At 59.4% G+C, this 20,219-nt stretch carries 24 protein-coding genes and 2 pseudogenes; 17 read left to right on the top strand and 9 right to left on the bottom strand.

From position 1 onward, the window contains the following. Positions 1-10: 10 nt before the first annotated feature. From ABIA96_RS31535 to ABIA96_RS31525, 3 genes are all read left to right on the top strand, one after another. On the top strand, positions 11-739 hold the full coding sequence (locus ABIA96_RS31535) for an HWE histidine kinase domain-containing protein (protein WP_354140820.1): 729 nt from the start codon (positions 11-13) through the stop codon (positions 737-739). 107 nt (positions 740-846) lie between these two features. Next, positions 847-1,737: a LysR family transcriptional regulator gene (locus ABIA96_RS31530; RefSeq protein ID WP_354140819.1), complete on the top strand. Its 891-nt coding sequence runs from the start codon at positions 847-849 to the stop codon at positions 1,735-1,737. A gap of 198 nt (positions 1,738-1,935) precedes the next feature. Beyond that, positions 1,936-2,559: a hypothetical protein gene (locus ABIA96_RS31525; protein ID WP_354140818.1), complete on the top strand. Its 624-nt coding sequence runs from the start codon at positions 1,936-1,938 to the stop codon at positions 2,557-2,559. An 890-nt stretch (positions 2,560-3,449) separates the two neighbouring features. Here ABIA96_RS31525 and ABIA96_RS31520 read toward each other — a convergent pair. Further along, complete coding sequence (locus tag ABIA96_RS31520; RefSeq protein ID WP_354140817.1) at positions 3,450-3,713, bottom strand: hypothetical protein; 264 nt, start codon at positions 3,711-3,713, stop codon at positions 3,450-3,452. A gap of 700 nt (positions 3,714-4,413) precedes the next feature. On the opposite strand from ABIA96_RS31520, the pseudogene ABIA96_RS31510 reads away from it, so the two are divergent. Then, a pseudogene (locus tag ABIA96_RS31510) lies at positions 4,414-5,115 on the top strand (IS3 family transposase); the annotation flags it as partial. Positions 5,116-5,289: 174 nt separating this feature from the next. On the opposite strand, the gene ABIA96_RS31505 reads toward ABIA96_RS31510, so the two are convergent. Together ABIA96_RS31505 and ABIA96_RS31500 are read right to left on the bottom strand one after the other, a co-directional pair. Continuing rightward, on the bottom strand, positions 5,290-6,204 hold the full coding sequence (locus ABIA96_RS31505) for a nucleotidyl transferase AbiEii/AbiGii toxin family protein (RefSeq protein WP_247280256.1): 915 nt from the start codon (positions 6,202-6,204) through the stop codon (positions 5,290-5,292). Further along, a complete protein-coding gene (locus ABIA96_RS31500; protein ID WP_354140816.1) occupies positions 6,191-7,042 on the bottom strand; it encodes a type IV toxin-antitoxin system AbiEi family antitoxin domain-containing protein in 852 nt (283 codons plus the stop codon). The genes ABIA96_RS31505 and ABIA96_RS31500 overlap by 14 nt, the downstream gene beginning before the upstream one ends. A 311-nt stretch (positions 7,043-7,353) precedes the next feature. On the opposite strand from ABIA96_RS31500, the gene ABIA96_RS31495 reads away from it, so the two are divergent. Further along, positions 7,354-8,088, top strand: a complete 735-nt coding sequence (locus ABIA96_RS31495) for a hypothetical protein (RefSeq protein ID WP_354140815.1) — start codon at positions 7,354-7,356, stop codon at positions 8,086-8,088. A 6-nt stretch (positions 8,089-8,094) separates the two neighbouring features. Further along, positions 8,095-8,253: pseudogene (locus tag ABIA96_RS31490) on the top strand (integrase); the annotation flags it as partial. 40 nt (positions 8,254-8,293) lie between these two features. On the opposite strand, the gene ABIA96_RS31485 reads toward ABIA96_RS31490, so the two are convergent. From ABIA96_RS31485 to ABIA96_RS31465, 5 genes are read right to left on the bottom strand one after another with little or no spacing between them, the layout of a single operon-like run. Beyond that, positions 8,294-8,827: a copper chaperone PCu(A)C gene (locus tag ABIA96_RS31485; protein WP_502918861.1), complete on the bottom strand. Its 534-nt coding sequence runs from the start codon at positions 8,825-8,827 to the stop codon at positions 8,294-8,296. Positions 8,828-8,849: 22 nt separating this feature from the next. After that, positions 8,850-9,803, bottom strand: a complete 954-nt coding sequence (copD, locus tag ABIA96_RS31480) for a copper homeostasis membrane protein CopD (RefSeq protein ID WP_354140813.1) — start codon at positions 9,801-9,803, stop codon at positions 8,850-8,852. A gap of 18 nt (positions 9,804-9,821) precedes the next feature. Continuing rightward, on the bottom strand, positions 9,822-10,178 hold the full coding sequence (locus tag ABIA96_RS31475; RefSeq protein ID WP_354140812.1) for a copper resistance CopC family protein: 357 nt from the start codon (positions 10,176-10,178) through the stop codon (positions 9,822-9,824). Between the two features lie 6 nt (positions 10,179-10,184). After that, positions 10,185-11,183, bottom strand: coding sequence for a hypothetical protein (locus tag ABIA96_RS31470; protein ID WP_354140811.1), 999 nt, complete (start codon positions 11,181-11,183; stop codon positions 10,185-10,187). A gap of 57 nt (positions 11,184-11,240) precedes the next feature. After that, on the bottom strand, positions 11,241-11,615 hold the full coding sequence (locus ABIA96_RS31465; protein WP_354140810.1) for a DUF2946 family protein: 375 nt from the start codon (positions 11,613-11,615) through the stop codon (positions 11,241-11,243). Positions 11,616-11,986: 371 nt separating this feature from the next. On the opposite strand from ABIA96_RS31465, the gene ABIA96_RS31460 reads away from it, so the two are divergent. The 9 genes from ABIA96_RS31460 (at position 11,987) to ABIA96_RS31420 (ending at position 18,272) form a co-directional block, all read left to right on the top strand. Beyond that, on the top strand, positions 11,987-12,316 hold the full coding sequence (locus tag ABIA96_RS31460) for a hypothetical protein (RefSeq protein WP_354140809.1): 330 nt from the start codon (positions 11,987-11,989) through the stop codon (positions 12,314-12,316). Between the two features lie 129 nt (positions 12,317-12,445). Then, positions 12,446-13,870 carry a multicopper oxidase family protein gene (locus ABIA96_RS31455; protein WP_354140808.1) on the top strand — a complete coding sequence of 475 codons (1,425 nt, stop codon included), beginning with the start codon at positions 12,446-12,448 and terminating at the stop codon, positions 13,868-13,870. 30 nt (positions 13,871-13,900) lie between these two features. Then, positions 13,901-14,347: a DUF411 domain-containing protein gene (locus ABIA96_RS31450; RefSeq protein ID WP_354140807.1), complete on the top strand. Its 447-nt coding sequence runs from the start codon at positions 13,901-13,903 to the stop codon at positions 14,345-14,347. Positions 14,348-14,420: 73 nt separating this feature from the next. Beyond that, the gene (locus tag ABIA96_RS31445) at positions 14,421-15,086 is read left to right on the top strand and encodes a TlpA family protein disulfide reductase (protein ID WP_354140806.1); all 666 of its coding nucleotides are present in this window, start codon (positions 14,421-14,423) and stop codon (positions 15,084-15,086) included. A gap of 12 nt (positions 15,087-15,098) precedes the next feature. After that, entirely contained in the window at positions 15,099-15,533 is a 435-nt protein-coding gene (locus ABIA96_RS31440; RefSeq protein WP_354140805.1) for a hypothetical protein, read from the top strand. Then, positions 15,526-15,795, top strand: a complete 270-nt coding sequence (locus tag ABIA96_RS31435; RefSeq protein WP_354140804.1) for a hypothetical protein — start codon at positions 15,526-15,528, stop codon at positions 15,793-15,795. Before ABIA96_RS31440 ends, ABIA96_RS31435 begins: the two co-directional genes overlap by 8 nt. A gap of 35 nt (positions 15,796-15,830) precedes the next feature. Beyond that, positions 15,831-16,466 carry an SCO family protein gene (locus ABIA96_RS31430; protein ID WP_354140803.1) on the top strand — a complete coding sequence of 212 codons (636 nt, stop codon included), beginning with the start codon at positions 15,831-15,833 and terminating at the stop codon, positions 16,464-16,466. A gap of 58 nt (positions 16,467-16,524) precedes the next feature. Continuing rightward, positions 16,525-17,466: a cytochrome c oxidase assembly protein gene (locus ABIA96_RS31425; RefSeq protein ID WP_354140802.1), complete on the top strand. Its 942-nt coding sequence runs from the start codon at positions 16,525-16,527 to the stop codon at positions 17,464-17,466. A gap of 11 nt (positions 17,467-17,477) precedes the next feature. After that, positions 17,478-18,272, top strand: coding sequence for a DsbA family protein (locus ABIA96_RS31420; RefSeq protein ID WP_354140801.1), 795 nt, complete (start codon positions 17,478-17,480; stop codon positions 18,270-18,272). On the opposite strand, the gene ABIA96_RS31415 is transcribed toward ABIA96_RS31420, so the two are convergent. Beyond that, positions 18,254-18,880 carry a hypothetical protein gene (locus tag ABIA96_RS31415; RefSeq protein WP_354140800.1) on the bottom strand — a complete coding sequence of 209 codons (627 nt, stop codon included), beginning with the start codon at positions 18,878-18,880 and terminating at the stop codon, positions 18,254-18,256. The genes ABIA96_RS31420 and ABIA96_RS31415 overlap by 19 nt on opposite strands. 27 nt (positions 18,881-18,907) lie before the next feature. Between ABIA96_RS31415 and ABIA96_RS31410 the strand changes: the two genes are divergently transcribed. Both ABIA96_RS31410 and ABIA96_RS31405 read left to right on the top strand, forming a co-directional pair. Continuing rightward, a complete protein-coding gene (locus tag ABIA96_RS31410; RefSeq protein ID WP_354140799.1) occupies positions 18,908-19,402 on the top strand; it encodes a hypothetical protein in 495 nt (164 codons plus the stop codon). 49 nt (positions 19,403-19,451) lie between these two features. Beyond that, positions 19,452-20,174 carry a c-type cytochrome gene (locus ABIA96_RS31405; protein ID WP_354140798.1) on the top strand — a complete coding sequence of 241 codons (723 nt, stop codon included), beginning with the start codon at positions 19,452-19,454 and terminating at the stop codon, positions 20,172-20,174. The last annotated feature ends 45 nt before the right edge of the window (positions 20,175-20,219 follow it).

Raw genomic sequence — 20,219 nt, 5'->3', positions numbered from 1 at the left:
GATGTTCGCAATGGAAGAATCCGAGATGTACCAGCAAGGTCAAGACCTGCACGGCAACACGATTTGCTCCCGCATCGAAGTCGATGATCCCACCAGTGCGGAAGGGGCGGCTGCTGGAGATGCGAACAGCGAGGATGGCGCATTGTTGATTGCAGAGCTAAATCACAGGGCCCGTAATCTGCTCGCCATCGTCGAGGCAGTGATCCGGCAAACGCAGATCAGGCCGGTTAAAGAATATCGCGCCGAATTGCTGAGTCGCCTCTCGGTGCTGCGGCGCTGCCATGAGATGTCGGGGCCGAGTTCTACACTTGAACTCGCCGCGCTCATGGAGCAGGCGATCCGGCCCTATGCGGCCGATCGGATGCAGGTCGTCGCGGCGGGACCCGATGTCGAGGTTGCGCCAAGCATTGCGGTTGCGCTGCACCTCATTTTTCATGAGCTCGCAACGAACGCCTATAAACACGGCTCCCTAAGCTCGCCCTCCGGAAGGGTAGAGATTTCATGGGAGAGCGTACCGTGCGGTCCTAATACGCAACAGCTTGCGATCATCTGGGCAGAACGTGGTGGACCGCCTGTGAAAGAACCAGTGCGTCGCGGCTTCGGTTCGCGTCTGATTGCGGGCGCACTCGGAGCGTATGGTCGCGCACAACTCAGCTTCGATGCCGAAGGACTGATCTGCCGTATTCTCGTCGATGGTGGCGATTCCATCACCGACGCTGCGCCGGCCGCCTCGTCTTGATAAGCCGAACATTTCGTAGTCGCCAAACACTGTGCACATTGACGATCGTTATTATTCACGTGAATCGTCAAAATCGGTTAGTTCACGCCACGCGTATGAGGCACCTTGTGCGATTTCGCAATATCGATCTTAATCTGCTGTTGGTCTTCGATACGGTGCTGACGGAGCGAAGCGTGGTGCGGGCCGCCGACGTGCTGGCGATGAGCCAACCTGCTGTTAGCCACGCGTTGAACAGACTCAGGCATGCGCTGAAGGACCGGCTGTTTGTTCGGACGCCGGCGGGCATGATTCCCACTCCCAGAGCGGAGCAACTCGCGCTACCAATCCGGAAGGCGTTGAACGACCTGCAACTGGCCGTCGAGGGAGACAGTTTTGAAGCCGCCACGGCGGACCGACGCTTCATCATCGCCGTGAACAACTATGCCGCGGTCGTAGCCTCAGGCCCTATCGTGGCGGCAACCTGTGCACGGGCGCCCAAACTTCGCCTGTCTCTCGTACCGAGCGGAACGCTCAATATTGCCGATAAGCTGGACCGCGGGGAACTTGATATCGCCATCACTGCGCAAAAATGTGATGGAGAGCGCTTCGCTTCCCAAGTACTGATCGACGACCGCTACGTGGCGGCGCTTAGAACAGGACACCCTGCACTTCGTGCTCAGTTGACGGTGGCGGGGCTGGCCGAAGTCCAACATCTTGCAATCAGCTCCGCCGCCGAGGACTTGAGCTTTATCGATGAAGGCTTGAAAAAGAGCCGAACGATCGCTTTAGACGTCCCTTATTTGTCGGCCGGCGCGGTGCTCGTGCAATCGAATTTGGTCGCGATCCTTGGAGGAAAGCTCGCAGAGGAATTCCGCCGTGCCTATCCGATTGAAGTCCTTGAGCTTCCATTCGATTCTCCTAACCTTCGCACGGTAATGACGTGGCATCGACGGTTCGATGACGCGCCGGCTCACATGTGGCTTCGCAAGACAATCGTAGCAGCTAGCGTCGCGATTTAGAATCCGAAGAGATCGGCCAGTGTGTGCCAGCCTCAGCTTAATGGTGCCTGGGAGGAGCCGCGGACCGTCTCCGCAGGATGCCTGAAGCAATGTCTTGTCGCTCAATCTCGATAGCGGAGGAGACCTGCCTTGCCACCGTACAGCAGTGTTGAAAGGCCCTCTTCGCGCGACCGAGGACCAGCGAACGGGACGGGCGGGGTGCCGGAGATCGCGATCGGGTTCTGGACAAACAGGTTAGTCGTCACGGCAGGCGGCGGGATCTTGGGTGAGGCACTCAATCGGAGTTACTTGCATCACTCCGGACGTGTGATTGTTGCATTGATGCTCTGGTTTGGCGGTGCACTCGTGTGGCGGGCCGCAGCACCACAGCTTGCCAGAGTGACGTTCTGGTCAGCTCTGTTCGCGGCGAGTGTGCTCGGTGTGGTGCTCGCGCGGACGATTGATGCCGCCTTGGGCGTTGGCGATCCCGCTGCGACCTTGCAAATCGTTCCGTTGCTCGTGCTCTCGTTTGTGCTTTGCTATCGCAACACTGGGACATCCGCTGCTCTCACCGATCATCCAGTCGACGAGTTGTTCTTCTGGCCGATAGCGGCGATCACTCAGGTCCTCGGGAGCGCTTTGGCCGGTTGCTCCCGTTATCCTGGCGGACCTGGCTACGGCCTCGCTCTCATGGTCATCGCCGTGGGCCTATTGACAACGATCGGGCTTGCGTCATTGACGCGCCTTCCGCGTGCTGCGCTGTTTTGGATTGCATTCCTGTTGACAGGAGTTGCTGCTGCGCTTGGAGGAGTACGTGGCTACGAAATCGTTTTCGGCTATTGAAGCGCCTGATGCCGCTATCGCCTGGTGAAGTGGCCGGCGGCGTCTGCCTCCGCGGGTCGCGGACCCGCCTGAGGTCGACAGCGGTCAGTCGGATAATTCGATACGAGAAAAATGCAACCTGTGAATTGGACGATAAAGACAGTTCATTTGAACCATATGGGCTCTCGCCCTAGGTCTCTTCTCGTCAGCACATGACTTCAATGCTCACGGAGGAAGTTTAGATGAATACGCTATTGCGTCCTGGTCGCTTGTCACTCGCAGCGGCTTGCTGCATAGGTCTCGTTCTCACAACTCTGTCGGCGGTCGCCGCTACGCCCCCCGCCGCTGCGCCTCCCGCCAAAGAAAGCTGGTATCTTAGCGGACCTGATGGCACAAAGATTTACGGCTTCACGAGCCTGGATCAATGTCGGGCATCGAAGGTAGGAGGCGGTGGTTCCTGCAATCGCACTTCATCGGCGACCGCCACGTCGAATGCCTATGCTGAGGGAGATGCGCACCGTCCAAGGTAGTGAGCCCGTCCTTATCAATGCCCGCAGGCTGATAGGTGCGCGATCATCAGCCGACATCGGTTGAGCCGAACTTTGGTGAACAAGTGCTGGACCATCAGCCAGCTCACCGCGTCGGAGGAATTTCGGTTGAAGTCCGCCGGCGCGTAACCGGCGGACTTCCTTTGCGAGAAGATTGGTCGCAGCTCAGTCTTGCAGGTCGTCCCCGCCCGTCGAATTTCCGGCTGAAGGACCACTCTTATGCCTGCCGCAAGCGGTTACGTCCTCCATGGTTCCAGAGGGCCGGCGTGACATTATTCTGAACTACGCCGAAGCAAACGGGCACGACGCCACGCGGTACTCGCCGAACCCGTGCCGAGCGTTTCCTACGGTAGCTGATCAATCTCACCGCGCCGCGATAAATTCAAGACGAATCCAAACAGCCCCTAGGTGGTCATCCAAACATGCCCATGAATCAACGACGCCCGTTCCGCCAGTACCGGCAACAAGGCACGCAAACGGGAAGTGGACGTTCTGATCACATCCCAGGTACTCGGCTACAAGATTCAGGTTGCCTTTGGCTGTTAGAATGAGACCAGGGACGACGAGCGGGGACAGGATCCGCTCCCAAAGCATCTCGTTGCCGGCGACATCATTGGAATTTGGCATCTATGTGCACCCGCATTTTTTGTGCGACGAAGAGGTCATAGACTGAGTCGCAGGATCACCGGGCGACGAAATTTGCCGGAAGATTAACTGATGATTCGCGGTTGCGAGTCCGCGATTTGAACCTATCGAGCGCAGTTCGGCGCTCTCCGGTCCGGTGGCCGCCGACCTTTGGCTCCGCCCGTAGCTTAAACAGTGGGTTTTGATTTAGTAAGGTCGAAAATACTTTGTCTTTCAATGGGGATTGACTGACACTCTCTCCGCCGCACTGACTTCGCCATCATATCCGCTCGCTCGAAGTGACAGCAATGCATTTGATGTCGCGCGACAACGCCTGTTGCGATTAGTTCCGAGATGTCACCCGTAGTCACCGCGCAAACCGTAGGTTCGGAACGTGGGGTTGGAGGACGGATTTCGCTTTGAAGAAACATAACGCACAAAGCTAAAGCCGCTCGACGTCTGGCGTGAACAACCGCCAGTTTGATCTCAACCCGAACTCAATATCGGTTTGCATTCTCAGTATCAAACCACCAACGCGTGTGAGCCGACCTAATTTAGGTGGATGGCCACTTGCGCGCTATCTCGCCTAGCAAGCACGGCATCAGCGACGCGACGTTTTACAAGTGGCGGTCGCGCTATGGCACAGATCGCTCGCCGACATCCCGGCAGCATGTTCCTTCAAGACCTTGATGATCTGCTCTTCCGTGAACCTGCTCTTACGCCGCAACGGCGCCGCTTCGGCTACCGTCGCCTGGGGCTGCTATTGGCTCGGCAAGGGGTCCGGATCAATCGGAAGAAGCTGTACCGGCTCTACAAGGAGGAGCAGTTGACCGTGCGCAAGCGCGGTGGTCGTAAACGGGCGCTGGGCACAAGGGCGCCGATATCGCTCCCGCAGGATCAGAACTTGCGTTGGTCGCTCGACTTCGTGATGGACACGCTGGTCAGCGGCCGTCGCTTCCGTATCCTGACCTTGGTCGATGACTTCACCCGGGAGTGCCTCGGACTGGTCGTCGACACCTCGCTCACTGCGCTACGCGTGGCGCGTGAACTCGGCCAGATCATTGAAAGTCGCGGCTGCCCACGCATGATCGTCAGCGACAACGGCACCGAGTTCACTTCAAATGCCATCCTGGCCTGGCAGGAAGAACTCGGGATCGAGTGGCATTACATCGCGCCCGGCAAGCCGATGCAGAACGGCTTCGTCGAAAGCTTCAACGGCCGCCTGCGCGACGAGTGCCTGAACGAGCACCTGTTCGCCAATCTCAACGAGGCCCGCCAGATCATCGAAGAATGGAGGATCGACTACAACACCAACCGACCGCACACGAGCCTCAACGGGCTCACGCCGACCGAGTTCGCAACCCGCCCCAACAGGGGCCAGATCCAGAACAGACTCTACTTATAAACGAGGGCAAATTGGGGAGCAGGTCACGCTGGGCCTCTGTTGCGACATCGTCAAACCAGTGTTCTCTACGCTATTATACGATGAGGGCTCCTGCTTTATCCTATAGCGACCGAGCCTACTCCACATCCCTACTGCATGCCCATCCGCTTACGACCCGAATGCAGCACAACGCAGTCACTTAAGAACTGCGATCAACTGACCCACAAGCTTTTCGCGATCTGCGGCACGCAGCTTATCAAGATTGATCTGCTTCCATCGGACTGCGGGAAGCTCTGCCGCTCCATCGACGCCCAGCAGAGTCCAATCTGGCTTCCCGAGCTTGAATCCGATCAGAAATTCCCGATGCTCCTTCGGCATCTTTCCAGATACCTCGGCGATCAAGTTCTCGCGGGCTCTCAATAGCTCATCCAGCGAGACCGGATCTGAGGTCATACCCTCGAAGCCGTGCTCGAATTCCTGGCGGATATCCTTTCGCCGCGGCGCCACAACCTCCGAAATAGGCCGATCATGGCTGATGAGATAGACGATGAAAGCGCGCCTCAGGTCGTCGCTGATTCCCTCATTCGCCAGAAGATCGTGGATGTCAAAAAGATCGCGAGGATGTTGACGGTCAAGGGCCGCGACGATTTTTCCTGCGTAGAGGTCGAAAAACGAGACGACTTGTGTCTCCGCAAAACCAAAGCTCTCCTCGACGTTGGGACGTACGGATCGCATCTCGGGATCGAAGACGCAACCACGAAGGACGGGAGTGACTTCGATCTTGATCTGAGCGCCAGCCCTTTGAAGTGTCAGCTTGGTAACGATGCCTTCCGCGCGGTTCACGACCTCATTCAACTTGACGCCCGGAATTCCCTTGCCAATGGCGACAGCCATTCTTTTCATGCCCGCATCGATCGCGGCCAGCGATTCCGGCCGGCCGGCGACAGGCAGGTAGGTTAAGTCGATATCGACTGACAAACGCGGCATATCGCGCACGAATAGATTGATCGCAGTCCCGCCTTTGAGAGCAAAATCCTTTTCCGCCGCAACGAATGGCAAGGTCTCGATTAGCAGCGCAACCTGATGCCGATAGCGTTCAGACAGGGGCACTGAGATCCTCCGGCACGGTGATCAAATATTTCGGATCGAGCCTTCCGCCTTTCACCAGCATGCGCTTTCCTTTCCCCAAATCGACCTTGTCACGGTCTATTTGCTTCAGCCATGAATGGTTGTGCCGGTCGGCAAACCAGAAGAACAGCCTTTTGACTTTCACGCTTCGGCAATCGTCCAGCAGCTTTTGCAGCTTGCGGGGACTGAGGTTGCGCAAGCCCTCAACAAGCATGTCAGCCTGGTGGAAGCTCTCGCTATTCGGCAGCTCGTCGAGCAGTTCGAGCAACGCGCGCTCGGGCGATGAGACGGTGAGCGGCCATTCGCCCTGGCCCCATATCTGCTTGAATGGGCCTGCCTGGAATTCATCGGCGGCTGCGCCGGTATTGTTCTGGACATTCCAGGCGAAGTTCTTGAGCCCCTTCGTCACCGGATCGGCTTTGAAGAGCGTTGTGCTCTTGCGGAATGTGAAGCGTTCCTTGAGCGGAAGCTTGGACAGCCAGCCGGGCGGAGCAGTGGGACCATACAGATAAACTACGGTCGGCCCTTCAGCCCGGAGGTAGTGCGAGAAGCCCTGCAATTCGAGCGCGGTTCGCCCTCCGACGATCAGGGGGCGCTCAAGCAGCGTCTGAAGCGATATGACGGCCTTCTGCCATGTCAGAGTGCCAAGCGGACGCTTGAAAGTTCCACGCGTCGGCTGAACCAGCCAGCCAGCCGAGACATACTGGCTGCGCAGACCTGTCGAATAGCCATGTTTCGTCATCCACCCAGCATCGACCAATAGGCCTTCCGGGAGGGTATGTTCAAGGTGGTTTAGTTTCCCGCCTGAATGCTCAGTCATACTAAGCAATATAGCAATATTTCAAACCAACGGCAAGTTTATAGATTTGCAAATTTGCTAAGCCTGACTATGCAGAAATCAAATGATCAAAACCCGGCTTGCCGGGGCACGCCCAATCACATTTCGATCTCCAATGCGCAGCCATGGGTGAAGCGAGGCGAAAAAGGGAAGCCGTCTTAAACGGACCGTGTCCATGCAGCTCGGGGAAGACCGCGCGCCTTTGTTGCTTCAACGGGCAGGGCTGGCACAAGCCGTCCGCAGTCCTTGGACTCAAAGCGCTGCCTGCCACGGGACGTGTCGAAAAATGTTACATGAAGGAGCTGGGATCATGCGTTCCCCCCATCTCGGCCGAGCATATCATTTCGGATTCCGTCTGCCGCGTATTGATGGGCGACGGTGAGTTCTCGATCTCAGGCGTTCCGTGGCTGGAAGCGGGCGAAACGAAGATCATGCCGCCTCTCCAGACAAAATGCCTCTGTACCAAGCACAACAGCGCGTTTAGCCCGCTCGATGCCTCTGCACATTACTTCTTCGCCTCCCTCAAATCTTATCTCGAACACGATGCCGGGTCGCGACACGCCATTCTATCCGGGCATGACCTCGAACGCTGGATTTTGAAAACCGCCAAAGCAGCTGCCGTGTCCCGGAACATGGCACGCGGAAGACAACGACTGTCGGGCGCGTTCTCGCGGGATGAGGCAATTCTCGACATGCTTGACGACCCCCGGCATTGGCCCGCAGGGGCGGGGCTGTACTGCACCATGAACAGCGGCAACATCATGGAAAACATGCCGCGCTTTCAGTTCCAGCCGCTGACCGACGAGCAGGATGATATTAAAGCGTTGGCGATTAACATCATGGGCTTTCGCTTCGAGTTGCTGCTCGAAGCGCCTGATCTGAGCAAGTATCCGTCCTTGGCCGGTGCCAGATATCGACCCAGCCGAATCCTGATCTCGTATCCAACATCAACGAATTGGGTGACCCTGAGCTGGGAGGATGGCAAGCAACATCAGGAATTGACCGTCCAATGGCTTCAACGGCGTTGACCCTTCTCCGGCTACATTCAGGGGCTGCTTGACGGCATCGAGTTCAAGCAGACCGCCTACGCGTTGGACCGCGACTCACGCAAAGCCGCCCTGGCCCGCTTCCTGAAGAGGGCTTCGGGCGCCGATTCAGAAGAGGGCGAAGAGGAGCGCCGCTTGGCTGCCTAGGTGTGGCGTGTCACCGCGAAACCGGCTGCCGGATCATTCCTTACGTCTTCATGCCGGAGTGGTCGTGCATCTTCATATCCATGTTGCCGGCGCCAGCCGGGCCTTGCGCGCCGACGCCCTGCACATCGAGCGTGACGTTAGCCTTGCCCGCCTTTTCGAATTGAAGCGTCACCGGCACCTGGTCGCCCTGCTTGAGCGTCCCCTTCAGGTCGAACAGCATCAGGTGAATGCCGCCCGGCGCCAGCTTGATTGTCTTGCCGGGCTCGATCGTGACCCCTTCCTCGAGCGGCCGCATTTTCATGACACCGTTGACGGTCGTCATCTCGTGGAGCTGAACTTTGTCTGCGATATCGGCCGATCCGCCAATCAACCGATCGGGGCTAGCGCCCTTGTTCTCGATGGTCATGTAGCCCCCGCCGATCTTGGCCCCGCCCGGCGTGGCGCGTGCCCACGGCTGCGAGATGACAAGATCGCCGGCTTTGACGTCCTCGGCGCGCGCGGAAGGCGCGGCCATCAAAGACGCAAGCAAGACAGCGCAGGCGGTCGCTGCAACTGTGAGAGTCCTCATTTGCATTGTTGGCTCCTTCTATTCCATTTTATTTCACGAGATGAGCGGCGGGATGGAGCGTGCCGAGCACGCCGACCATGGCAAAGATCGAGAGCCCCAACGCAATCTCGATCATTGTATTGCGCGAGAGAGCGCGAAGCGCACCTTGCCGCCTATCGTCGGAAGGCGAGGCGAGCTGCGGCGTCAGGGCAAACCTGTTCAGTGCAGCGAAAACAAGCATCACCGCAAAGGCGGCGAGCTTGAGCATCAGGAGCTGCCCATAACCAGTCACAACCAGTCCGCGGAACGAACCGACCAGGATCCAGGCGTTGATGACCCCAGACAGGATCAGTGTCGCGACGCTGGCGATGCCGAGCGTTGAAAACCGCTGAACAGCGTCGAGTTCCAGCGAAGCCAAACCCTTATGGCACCTGACAGCGCCGAGCAGGAGCGCAAGCGGCACCAGGCCGCCGATCCAGGCCGACGCGGCGGTAAGATGTAGGACATCGCTGCCGAGGTGCAGGTATCCCAATGCGTGCGCCGTGGACGCGGCATGTCCGGTCCAGGCCACCGATACCATCAAGCAGAAAGCCATCGCCAACCCGAGCCAGCGCCACAACACTGAGCGGTCAAAGACCAGACAAATCGCCAGCACGATCGCGAGCGCGAAACGAATCTCCGACACCCGTCCGAACTGAGTCAAATTGAGGACGTCGCGCAGCGCCCCCGACATCACGGCCTCGCCGAGATTCTCGCCGCTCAACGACATCGTCAGCAACAGCACCCAGGCCAGTCCGCTGACCACCGCGATCGGGAGATTGATCCATGCGATGCCGCGGACCTGCCTGTTGATCAGCGCGCACGCCGGCGGCGCCGCGCGCAAAGCCGGTTCCGCGATGAAGCCACGGAAAATCAGTGCGCCAACTACCATCGCCGAGGCGGCGAAGTGGACTGTGCGCGTGACGACTATCGGGCCGTCGATCTCGGCCCCGAACCAGATCATCGGTTTATCCCGCAAGCCCTACTGTCCGACCTGGAAGGTAAAGTTGCCGTTGCTGGTGTGCGTGTCCACTGACAGCACGCGCCAGTTCACGTGATAGGTGCCCGTTCCTCCCGGACGCAGCGAGACCGACATCTGGTCGCCGCTGACGCGGGCCTTTCCACTATCGACCCGTTGGCCGGCGGCATTGGTCACGGTGACGGTGCTGAACGCTGGCTCGAGCTTTTGCGTGAACCACAGTGTCACCTCGCGCGGAGGGCTCGCGACCTTGTTGCCGACACGCGGTTCGGCATGGTCGAGAAACGAGTGCGCGGAAGCGTCGCCGGCCGCGAACACAAACAGCAGCGGGATTATTCCGATCAGAGATGAGTGTCGCATGTTCAGTTACCTTGCGAAGGGACTTGCGGGCTGGACGGGGCCGCCGAACAGCGGCCTGCCGATCCCGTGCGGATCGATGTCATCAAGGTAGTAATGCAGTTGTGCGATCACGCCGACATTGCTGCCGCTCTGCCGGTTGATCGGGATCAACGCCTCGATGCCAACCTGGAAATAGCTGCCGACCCAGATCACGCCAGGATTGATGGTGCCGGTGGTCAGCCTTCCCGAGGTCAGCGTGTTTGCCACCGGTGTCTGCAGGTTTGCTTCGACCAGCGGGATCAGGTGATTGATGAAATCCGGCAAGCCGAGATCCATCACCGCGGATTTCAGGTAGGGCATGCTGTATTGAATGCTCCCGCCCCAGTTCAGCACTTGCGGGTGGAACTCGGTGTCGAGGGTCTGAGCGCCGGTGTCAGGGTCGATGCCGAAGGTGGTCGTGGAACTTTGCCCGGGGATTGCATAGCCGACCACGCCGGTGATCGCGACCGGCCTCACCCATGAGAGGGTGTCCGGCAGATCGCCAAGCCCTTTTCCGAAGTAGATCGTGGGCGTGTAGGTGTTGAACGGTTCGGCGCCGACGTTTGCTGAGCCGGTGCCACCCCACTCGACGCTGAGCCCGACCGAGAACACGAACTCGTGTTCGGGGCTTTTGAAGACCCGGTATTTGAACGTGGTCTCGAAATTCTGGAATCCGTTCGCTCCGGGCGCCGTCGGATCGATCGGACCGAGAAAGGTGTAGGTCGTGCCAAACGATATCGCAAAATCCTCGGTGATGCGTTTGGAGAACTCGCTCGAGATGTCACGCTGCCGGACCGGTGGAATGTCGCCGGTATTGAAGCCGTCGACGGTCGGAAGCGCCAGCTCATCATTGACGCCGGGATCGTCGACCGAAAGCGTGGCCGGGAAGAAGCGATTGCCGACGATTTCGTGGGCTGCACTTTGACTTAAAGAAACGAATGCGACGCCAAATCCGAGAAGACTCGCGCGCAAATGACGGAAGGACATTGGCAACCTCCGCAACTGCCTGATCACGATGGGTTCGGCGGCCGAACGGCCACCAGCTCACATCGGCAGCGGCGGAGCGCGCGCTTGCGAATTGGACCCGGTGCGAGAGGCCGCGAACTCCAACGCGGCCTCGTGCCAGACGACGGACTGAGCCTGCCTATAGGGCGTCGTAACGATGTTCATCCGGGGCGGATCAAGCGCCGTGATCGCGTGCACCAAGGAGCAAAACGCGCAGGCGCCGTGGGCGTGAAGCCCACTGCTTTGATCGCTTTGACCGGGCAACGAAGCCGGCGTGCTGTGACAGAGTTCGCTTCCCACCAGCGGATCGGACATGGCGATCGCAGTCGCCCAGCACGCGGCGATCGGCGCCAGCACCAGCACCGCCAGCGCAATCAGAACGACCGGAAGAAATTTTTGTAGTCGCGACCGCATCACGGAATCCACCCCGCCGCCAACTAATCACCGGAGGAGACCGGAGTCGAGTTCTTTGGGCGATCGCCGACGCTCAGGTGGGCCACATGGGCGGCGATGGTCCCGCAAAGCCAGGTCGCTGCGGTTCGTTGGACGCCCGTGCTCAGTTCTACCAAGATCCAGCCCTTGGCGTGTACGACGTTGGCAGCGTGCGCGACGTGAGTAGAGTGGGCGATCAAGCGCTACTCCTTTCACGCGCTTGTGACGAAATGAACGGGCGGATCCTGACGTTCGGCGCTGCCAGGCAGTTGACCGCCCTAGTCATAGCATCGGCCCGGGACTACCATGCCCCAATGTCGCCCCGGTCCCTTCGGCAGATATCGGCTTTGTTGATGACCCTGGTTCTGGTCATCGGCTTGGTGACGCATGGCTTCGGCGGTCCTGGTGTGATGCTCAGCTCGACCATGACTCTGGCGAGCGACATGTCCTCGTCGGGCGGTGAACCCATGCAGGGCAAATGCAATGGGTGCGCGGGCGACGAAAAAGGGGTGGCGCCCGCGGCGTGCTCCGCCTTCTGCAGCGCCGTGGCCGCATTACCTGCAACGGACGTCGGCCTGTTCGCGGTTCCTGCTGAGACATTGACGCCGACAGCGGGACCAGACGCGATTGGCTGGACCCGTCCTCCGGATCCTTATCCTCCCAGAACGACCATCCTGAGTTAAGGCGCATCGCTGTTTTGGCGATGTCGCTTCGGTGCGCGCGCGCGATTTCGATATCGCGCTGCGCCCGCTGTCATTAGGCCATGTGCGTGACGCCATGCGCGTGGGACCTGCGACTTAGGATGGCGAGAAATGTTGGCTACTGTTCGTGCGGCGACAAGCCGCCGCTCATTCCTCATCGGCGCTGGCCTCTTCACGACAGGAATCCTGTCGACGGCCTCTGCGAACGATTCGAAGCCGGCCAGGCAATTCACATTGACTGCGGCGAAAGGCCGAGCGCCACTTGTCGGCAACGCGCATCCTGCAACAGACGTCTGGTGCTACGACGGCGGCATCCCTGGCCCGCTCATCCGGGCGCGACAGGGCGAGCCAATCCGTATCGTTGTCGAAAACAGATTAGGCGAGGGCACCACGGTTCACTGGCATGGTATCAGGCTTCCCATTGCGATGGACGGCGTTACAGGTATTTCGCAGCCGCCGATCGCACCGAGCCAACGCTTTACCTACGAATTTACCCCGCCTGATGCCGGAACGTTCTGGTATCACCCGCACGCGGACAGCTTGCAGCAACTTGGGCGCGGCATGGCCGGCGCGCTCATCGTCGAGGAGCCAGAGCCCGTAGCCGTCGATCGTGACGTCCTCTGGGTGCTGACGGACTGGCGGCTCACGGAAGACGCGCAGATCGCCTCAGGCTTTGGCAACGGCATGGACGCGGCTATGTCGGGCCGCGTCGGCAACACCGTGACAGTGAACGGTGTCGTCTCTGACGAGGAGCCGGTGCGGGCTGGCGAGCGTATCCGCTTGCGTCTTGTCAACAGCTCGCTGGCGCGGATCATGGCGCTTCGCTTCGAGGGTCACCGGCCGCTGATCGTTGCGATCGACGGCCAGCCCTGCGATCCCCATGAGCCGGCCGGCGGCCGGCTGCTTCTTGGCCCTGCGATGCGCGCCGACATCGCGCTCGACATGTTGGGCGAGCCCGGGCGGCGCTACCGGGTCGTCGATGATTTCTATGAAGGCCTCGTATACTGGCTGACAAAGCTCGCCTATGACGACAAGCCGCCTCTTCGCGCGCACTCCCTCGATCCTCCGCTCACATTGCCGCGCAACCCGGTGCCCGAGCCGGACTTGGCGACGGCGCAACGGCACGAATTGCACCTCGAAGGCGGCATGATGGGCGGCGGCGCGATGATGGGAATGGGTGGCATGTCCGGTACGTCGCATGCAGTTTGGGCGATCAACGGCAGTTCGATGACCGGTGATGGCCAGGCGGGTATGGCGCCGTTGCTGACGCTGCAACTCGGACGCAGTTACGTGTTGACGCTTCGCAACGACACGGCGTGGTGGCATCCGATGCATCTACACGGCCACAGCTTCCGCGTGCTCAGCCGCAACGGCCAGCCGGTGCCGTACCGGCAATGGGCGGACACTGTGCTCGTTCCACCGAAGGAAGAAGTCGAAATTGCCTTCGTGGCCGACAACCCCGGTGACTGGATGCTGCACTGTCACGTGACCGATCATCAGGTGTCGGGAATGATGGTGATCCTTCGCATCGCTTGAACGCCAAGATTTTGAAAGGGAGAACTTCAAATGAAACGACGTACCTTCTGCATCGGCTGCCTGTTCGCCGCAATCGGCCCGGCCTTGCCTGCCATGTCGGCCGAGCCAATCCGCGCCACCCTTTACAAGAACCCGCAGTGCACATGCTGCGAGGGTTACGCGGCCTATCTGCGCAGCACTGGATTCGAGGTCGACGTCAAGCCCACCAACGATCTCAACCAGATCAGCGAAAAGGCAGGCGTGCCGGAGAAATATCAGGGCTGCCACACGATGTTCGTCGATGGCTATGTGGTCGACGGTCACGTGCCGGTAGAGGTGGTGCGCAAGCTCTTGTCCGAGCGACCGCCGATTGCCGGGATTACGCTGCCAGGCATGCCAACAGGTTCGCCCGGCATGTTCGGCAAGAAATCGCAGGCCTTCGTGATTTATGCGGTCACGAAAGACGGCAAAGCGCCGACGGTCTACGCCAAGGTATGACAAGCGCCTTGATCGCGCGCGTCCTGAAGGGACCAGTCGTCGCCGAGAAAGGACCCAGGAGGTTTCGGTTGCAATGAAAGGTAGCCTGCGATCGTCGTCGAGGCGTACCGCTGCGTGTGCAGCGGCGTTGCTCTTTGCGCTGACGAACATGGAGATCGGTGCCGCCCAAGGCCTGCCGAACAATTTCGTCGTTCACGATTCGCCGCGGCCGCTCGCGAACGCTCAATTCGAGGATGAAGGCGGACAGCTTCGAAGCCTGGCGGATTTCAAGGACAAGGTCGTCCTTCTCAACATCTGGGCAACCTGGTGCGTGCCGTGCCGCAAGGAAATGCCAACCCTCGACCGGCTGCAGGCCGCTCTGGGTGGTCCACGATTTCAAGTCGTTCCAGTCTCGATCGATCGCGGAGGCATCGAATCAATCCGCAAGTTTTACGGGGAGATCGCGGTCCAAAACCTTGGGATGTACATTGACAAGTCCGGTCGGGTCTTACGCGAACTCGGTGCAATCGGCTTGCCGACGACGCTCATTGTAGATCGCAGCGGACAGGAAGTTGCCCGGATCGTCGGGCCGGCCGAATGGGATTCACCTGAGATTGCGCAGTTCCTCCGGCCCATCATCAGCGGATCTGCCAGCATCCAGGCCAGCGCTCAGGCGGACAAGCTCGCGGAGGCAAACGGTGATGCGCCCGGTGTCTGGCAACGAGGGGTCGGGTGGTTGAAATCGTTCTTCGGCAAGTGAACGGAGAGACTTATGACGGCAACCGAAACGACCAAGACAGCAAATGTCTTCCAGCGATGGAGGGCGCTCGACGTTGTCCGACGACGGCTGGGAAGACGCCGTGCCCTCGCGGCCGTCGCGATTCTGGTTGCCGCCGGCGTGGCAATTGCCGCGGCCGCCAACTGGAGCTGGCTGGTAGCCACCGGAATAGCCTCCGTCCTCTTCAGTGTGCTGCCATGTCTTGTCATGTGCGGGCTGGGGTTATGCATGCACAAATTGAGCGGCGGTGCAGGCGCAACGACAACCAAATCGGCGGCGACTGATGGGTCGGCGGATCCGGCTTCGGTAGCTTCCGGCAGTTTAGCTAGTGGCGATCTGAGCTATTGCTCCGAAGCGCGTCACTCTGATCCTGTGATAGTTCCGCCAAAAGATGCTTCCATCCAACCGAAGGAGAAGAACGATGCGTAAGTTCGCTCTCGCAGCGCTGGGTATAGCTTTCTTGGCTGGCCTGGCGTTCTCAGCCACAGTTTATGCCGCCTCCGAATACTCGTCGGGCTCCATGATGGGAGGAGGGGTGATGGGCCGCTCAATGATGGGAGCAGGCGGCATGATGTCACGAATGAGCCGCATGGTGGATGGCTGTAACGCCATGATGCAAGGCGGCTCTCACAGCAACCGTCCGAACGACCAGTGGCGCGACGAACGATCAACCCCCGATCGGGACAGATGAGAGATCGGCCGACTATCAACCAGCAGGTGCGTCCAATGAACGATAGATTTTATTGGGCAATTGCCGGCTTTTCGGCGCTGCTCCTCGGAGCATTCTGCGTTGCGGCCGGGTTATCGTTCTTGTTTTATCCAGAACCGATTGTCAGCGAATCGGGAACGGTCACCACAGGAAAGGCCTCCATCGGCGGACCGTTTGCGCTGGTTGCAACCGACGGCCAGATGGTCACCGATCGGACCTACCGGGGCAAATGGCTTCTGATCTACTTCGGTTACACCTCCTGTCCTGACGCTTGCCCGACCGCGCTCAACAGCATGAGCATCGCTCTGGAAAAACTCGGCCCGCGCGCCGGCGAGTTTCAACCGCTTTTTGTCACGGTCGATCCACAGCGCGACACGCGTGACGTAGTGGCCAACTACCTCACGTCGTTCGACTCGCGAATAGTTGGCCTGACCGGGACCGAGGATCAGATCGACGGTGTAATCAAGGAGTACCGCCTGTACGTCTCACGCGAGAAGCCGGATGCTGGCGGAAAGGACTATCTCGTGTCGCACAGTTCGTACATCTACCTGATGGACCCGCGAGCAGCCTTCGTGAACGTGATCCAAAGCGATGCAGCAGGCGACGATATCGCTGCCTGGTTGCGCAAGGAAATGGCTCGTGTCGATAAATGAGAAACTCCGAGATGCGATACGTGAGGCGATTGTGCGACGAAGAAGAAATGAGCCGGTCATGAAACTCCAAACACGCAAAAACCTACGTGTGGTGGTGCCCTGCCTGCTTACTATTGGCATCATGATCGGTCTCGTAGCCTACTCGCCGACGCTGTATCGCCTGTTCTGCGGAGCAACGGGATATGGCGGGACAACGCAAAGGGCTGCTGCCGGCCTAGAAACGCTATCTGATCGCACCGTCACGGTATTGTTCGACACCAATGTCGCGCCAGATTTGCAATGGCGATTCGAGCCGGAACAACGCGAAGTTAACGTTCGGCTCGGGGAACAGAAGCTTGTATTCTTCAGTGCCGAGAACCTCAGCGATCAGTCGATTGTCGGGCACGCGGCGTTCAATGTCTCGCCTGGCACGACCGGAATCTATTTCAACAAGATCCAGTGCTTTTGCTTCGACGATGAGCGGCTCGAACCTCATGAGAAGGTCGATATGCCAGTCGTCTTCTTTGTCGATCCGGCGATGGCGAATGATCCGGAAACGGCCAGCGTCGATGCGATCACCCTCTCCTATACGTTCTATCGCTCGGCGACGTCCGAGAATGCGAAGGATCTTTCGCGCTTTCTTGCAACATCAGCACCCGATGCGGGCCGCGGCCGTCAGCTCTTCGTAGAGCGATGCGCAGCCTGTCATTCACTAGAGGCCAACAAGGCCGGCCCCATGCTTGGCAATGTGGTCGGACGAAGGGCTGGCTCAGAGGCGGGATACAGCTATTCCGCCGTGCTTCGCAGCAGTGCGCTAACCTGGTCCGCTATTACGCTCGATAACTGGCTCAGCGATCCCCGCAAGTTCATAGCTGGCACCAAAATGCCCATTCGCGTGCTTGATGCTTCGGCCAGAAGGGACATCATTGCCTATTTGGAAGCCGCGAGCGGCAAGTCATCCGGTTCATCGGAACGTAAGACGGTGGCACAGGGGCCGTCTGGTCAGCAGCGGAAGGAATAAGGGAGGTTCACATGGCATATCGATCGTCAGCGTCACGCTTATTGGCGTTGGCTGTACTGGCACTCGGCATTGCTGGGCTCTGGATCGCAAAGCCATCCGAACTGCATTTCGCGGATGCTGCCCGGGCAGCCACCGATGTGCCGCAGGATGAATTCGAGCAACGTATACGGAGCTATCTGCTTTCCCATCCAGAAGTGATCGCTGAGGCGCTCAACCGCCTGCAGGCAAAGCAAGACGAGCAAGACGCGGCCACAGCGAAATCGGTATTGAAGGCTCATATCGCCGATGTCTTTCTCGACCCGGATAGTCCGGTCGGAGGAAATCCAAACGGCAACGTGACGGTAGTCGAGTTCTTCGACTACAACTGTCCTTATTGCCGCACCATGGCACCTTTGATGGAGAAAGCCGAGGCAGCCGACCCGCAGCTACGCATCGTCTACAAGGAATTTCCGATTCTCAGCCCGGGCTCGGTATTTGCAGCCAAGGCAGCGCTCGCCGCGAACAAGCAGGGCAAGTACGTCGCCTTTCACCGTGCCCTCTATCAGAATCGCGGACAGGTCGACGAGCGCAAGGTGCTCGAAGTCGCGGGCACCGTAGGCCTCGACGTCGCGCGGATGAAAGCCGACATGCAGGATGCCGCAATCGAGGGCATGCTGGACAAGAACAACAAGCTGGCGCAAGCGCTTCGCATCACCGGCACGCCGGGTTTTGTTGCGGGCGACGAAGTGCGGACCGGCGCGACAGATTTCAATGGTCTCCAGGCTCTGATCAGCAAGGGACGGGAGGCTCAGCAGAGCGTCAAGTGAGTGATCTGTACGACGCAGAGGCTCTCAAAACCAGCAAACAGGCGAGAAAGGACTTCACGATGACGAACATCACGATAACGCGTCGCGGGACATTCATGCTTGCGCTTGGCGGCGCCGTCGGCATCGCCGATCGACCTCGCCCGGCGCGAGCCGAAGGCGATGAGATGGTGAAATCGCGGGCGGCATCGGCGTCGCCTCTGCGAGACTTGAAAACGGTGGGGCCGGAGGGTCAGGTGACGACCGTGCGACACGTCGGCAGCACTTTTGAGATAACGACCGCAGATGGACGAGTGGCGGTCGTCTGCGAGATCAATCTGCGGTTCAAGATTGATTCGAGCGAGCAAGGTCCGCCTGCTGGCCGGCCGATAATCCTGCCCGGTGGCATGATGGGCGACCGCGCGACAATGTTTGTTGCGACTCCGGAGGAACTCGGCGATCTCATTGAGCAGCGAGGATGACATCAGCACGCTCCACGTGTCGGCGATCGACGCCGCTGCCGCCGTTTGCAAAACGTAACGATTGCGGCTTCGGAGCCGCAGCGATCGGGCGAGGATGGGAACCGAGGGCGCTAAAAGGATTTGATCAAGATCGATGCCCGAATAGTCCAAGTGGAGCCAATCATGAGGAGAAATGACATGAAGACCAGAGCGCTTCTCTTAGCTTCTGTTGTTGCCGCCACCGCCGCGGTGATTGCGATCGAGCCGGCTACTGCACAAGGTATGCAAGGCAAAATGGAACCTGGCATGATGCAGGGCGGCATGGGCCAGCAGCCGAAGGATCAAGGAATGATGCATGGGGGGATGGGCTCAGACATGATGTGCCCGATGATGCGATCCGGCATGATGCAAGGCGGCATGATGGGCTCTGACATGATGGGCTCCGGGATGATGCACGGCGGAATGAGCCCTTTGTTCGGATCGCGGGTCACGCCAGTGATGAATCTGTCGGTCGATGATGTGCGCGGCTACCTCGCCTCGCAACTCGAGCGCCTCAATAACAAGCGACTGAAGGTTGGAGACATCAACAGTGGGGATGGGGCGATCACCGCCGACATCGTCACCGTCGACAATTCGCTCGTACAACGATTGAAAGTCGATCGGCATACAGGAGCAATAACATATGAGAACTGACCCTCCCGCGTGCATGTGCTAGCGAGTGAGAACAGAGGAGACGGAGGGCATGATGCGCGAGCGCTTGACATTGGTGATTGCGATCGTTGGCGGCATATCGATTTCCGGCGCACCGGCGTTGTCTGCCGATGTCAATCTCAATCGAGGCCAGCGGGCCTTCGGCGCCTGCGCGGCCTGCCATTCGCTCGAACCTGACCGAAACATGACGGGACCAAGCCTCGCTGGGCTCTGGGGACGCAAGGCGGGCTCGCTGCCGAGCTTCGAACGCTTCTCCGATGCTCTCAAATCCTCAGGGATCATCTGGGACGACCGCTCGCTCGACGGATGGTTGACTGATCCCGACCGCATGGTGCCGGACAATGAAATGCCCTTCAACGGCATCAAGGATGCGCGCGACCGCGCGGAACTGCTCGCCTTTCTGAAAGAAGCAACCAAGCCGGACGCCGCGCCGCAGCGGACTGCACAGGCGCCGATGGGAGGAATGGGCGGGATGATGGGAGGCGGCGGCCGCGAACCAAATTTGAAAAGCCTGGAGCCGAACATGCAGGTGAAGGCGATCACCTATTGCCACGACAGCTATCGCGTTGCCACGGCCGATGGAAAGACACGGCATTTTTGGGAGCGCAATCTGCGCCTGAAAACAGATTCCAGCCAGGAAGGCCCGCAAAGTGGTGCACCGGCCCTCGTACCCGCGGGCATGATGGGCGACCGGGCGGACGTGATTTTTGCCGCGCCCGTGGAGATCAGTAAAATGATCGAGGAGCGATGCTGAGCGGACCCCAAGTCTTTCGCCTTTGCTGATGATCGAACCAACGGG

The organism is Bradyrhizobium sp. LB11.1, assembly GCF_040549385.1.
GTDB lineage: Bacteria > Pseudomonadota > Alphaproteobacteria > Rhizobiales > Xanthobacteraceae > Bradyrhizobium.
Note: the sequence above shows the minus strand (reverse complement) of the source record. Positions and strands in the feature narration are given on the sequence as shown.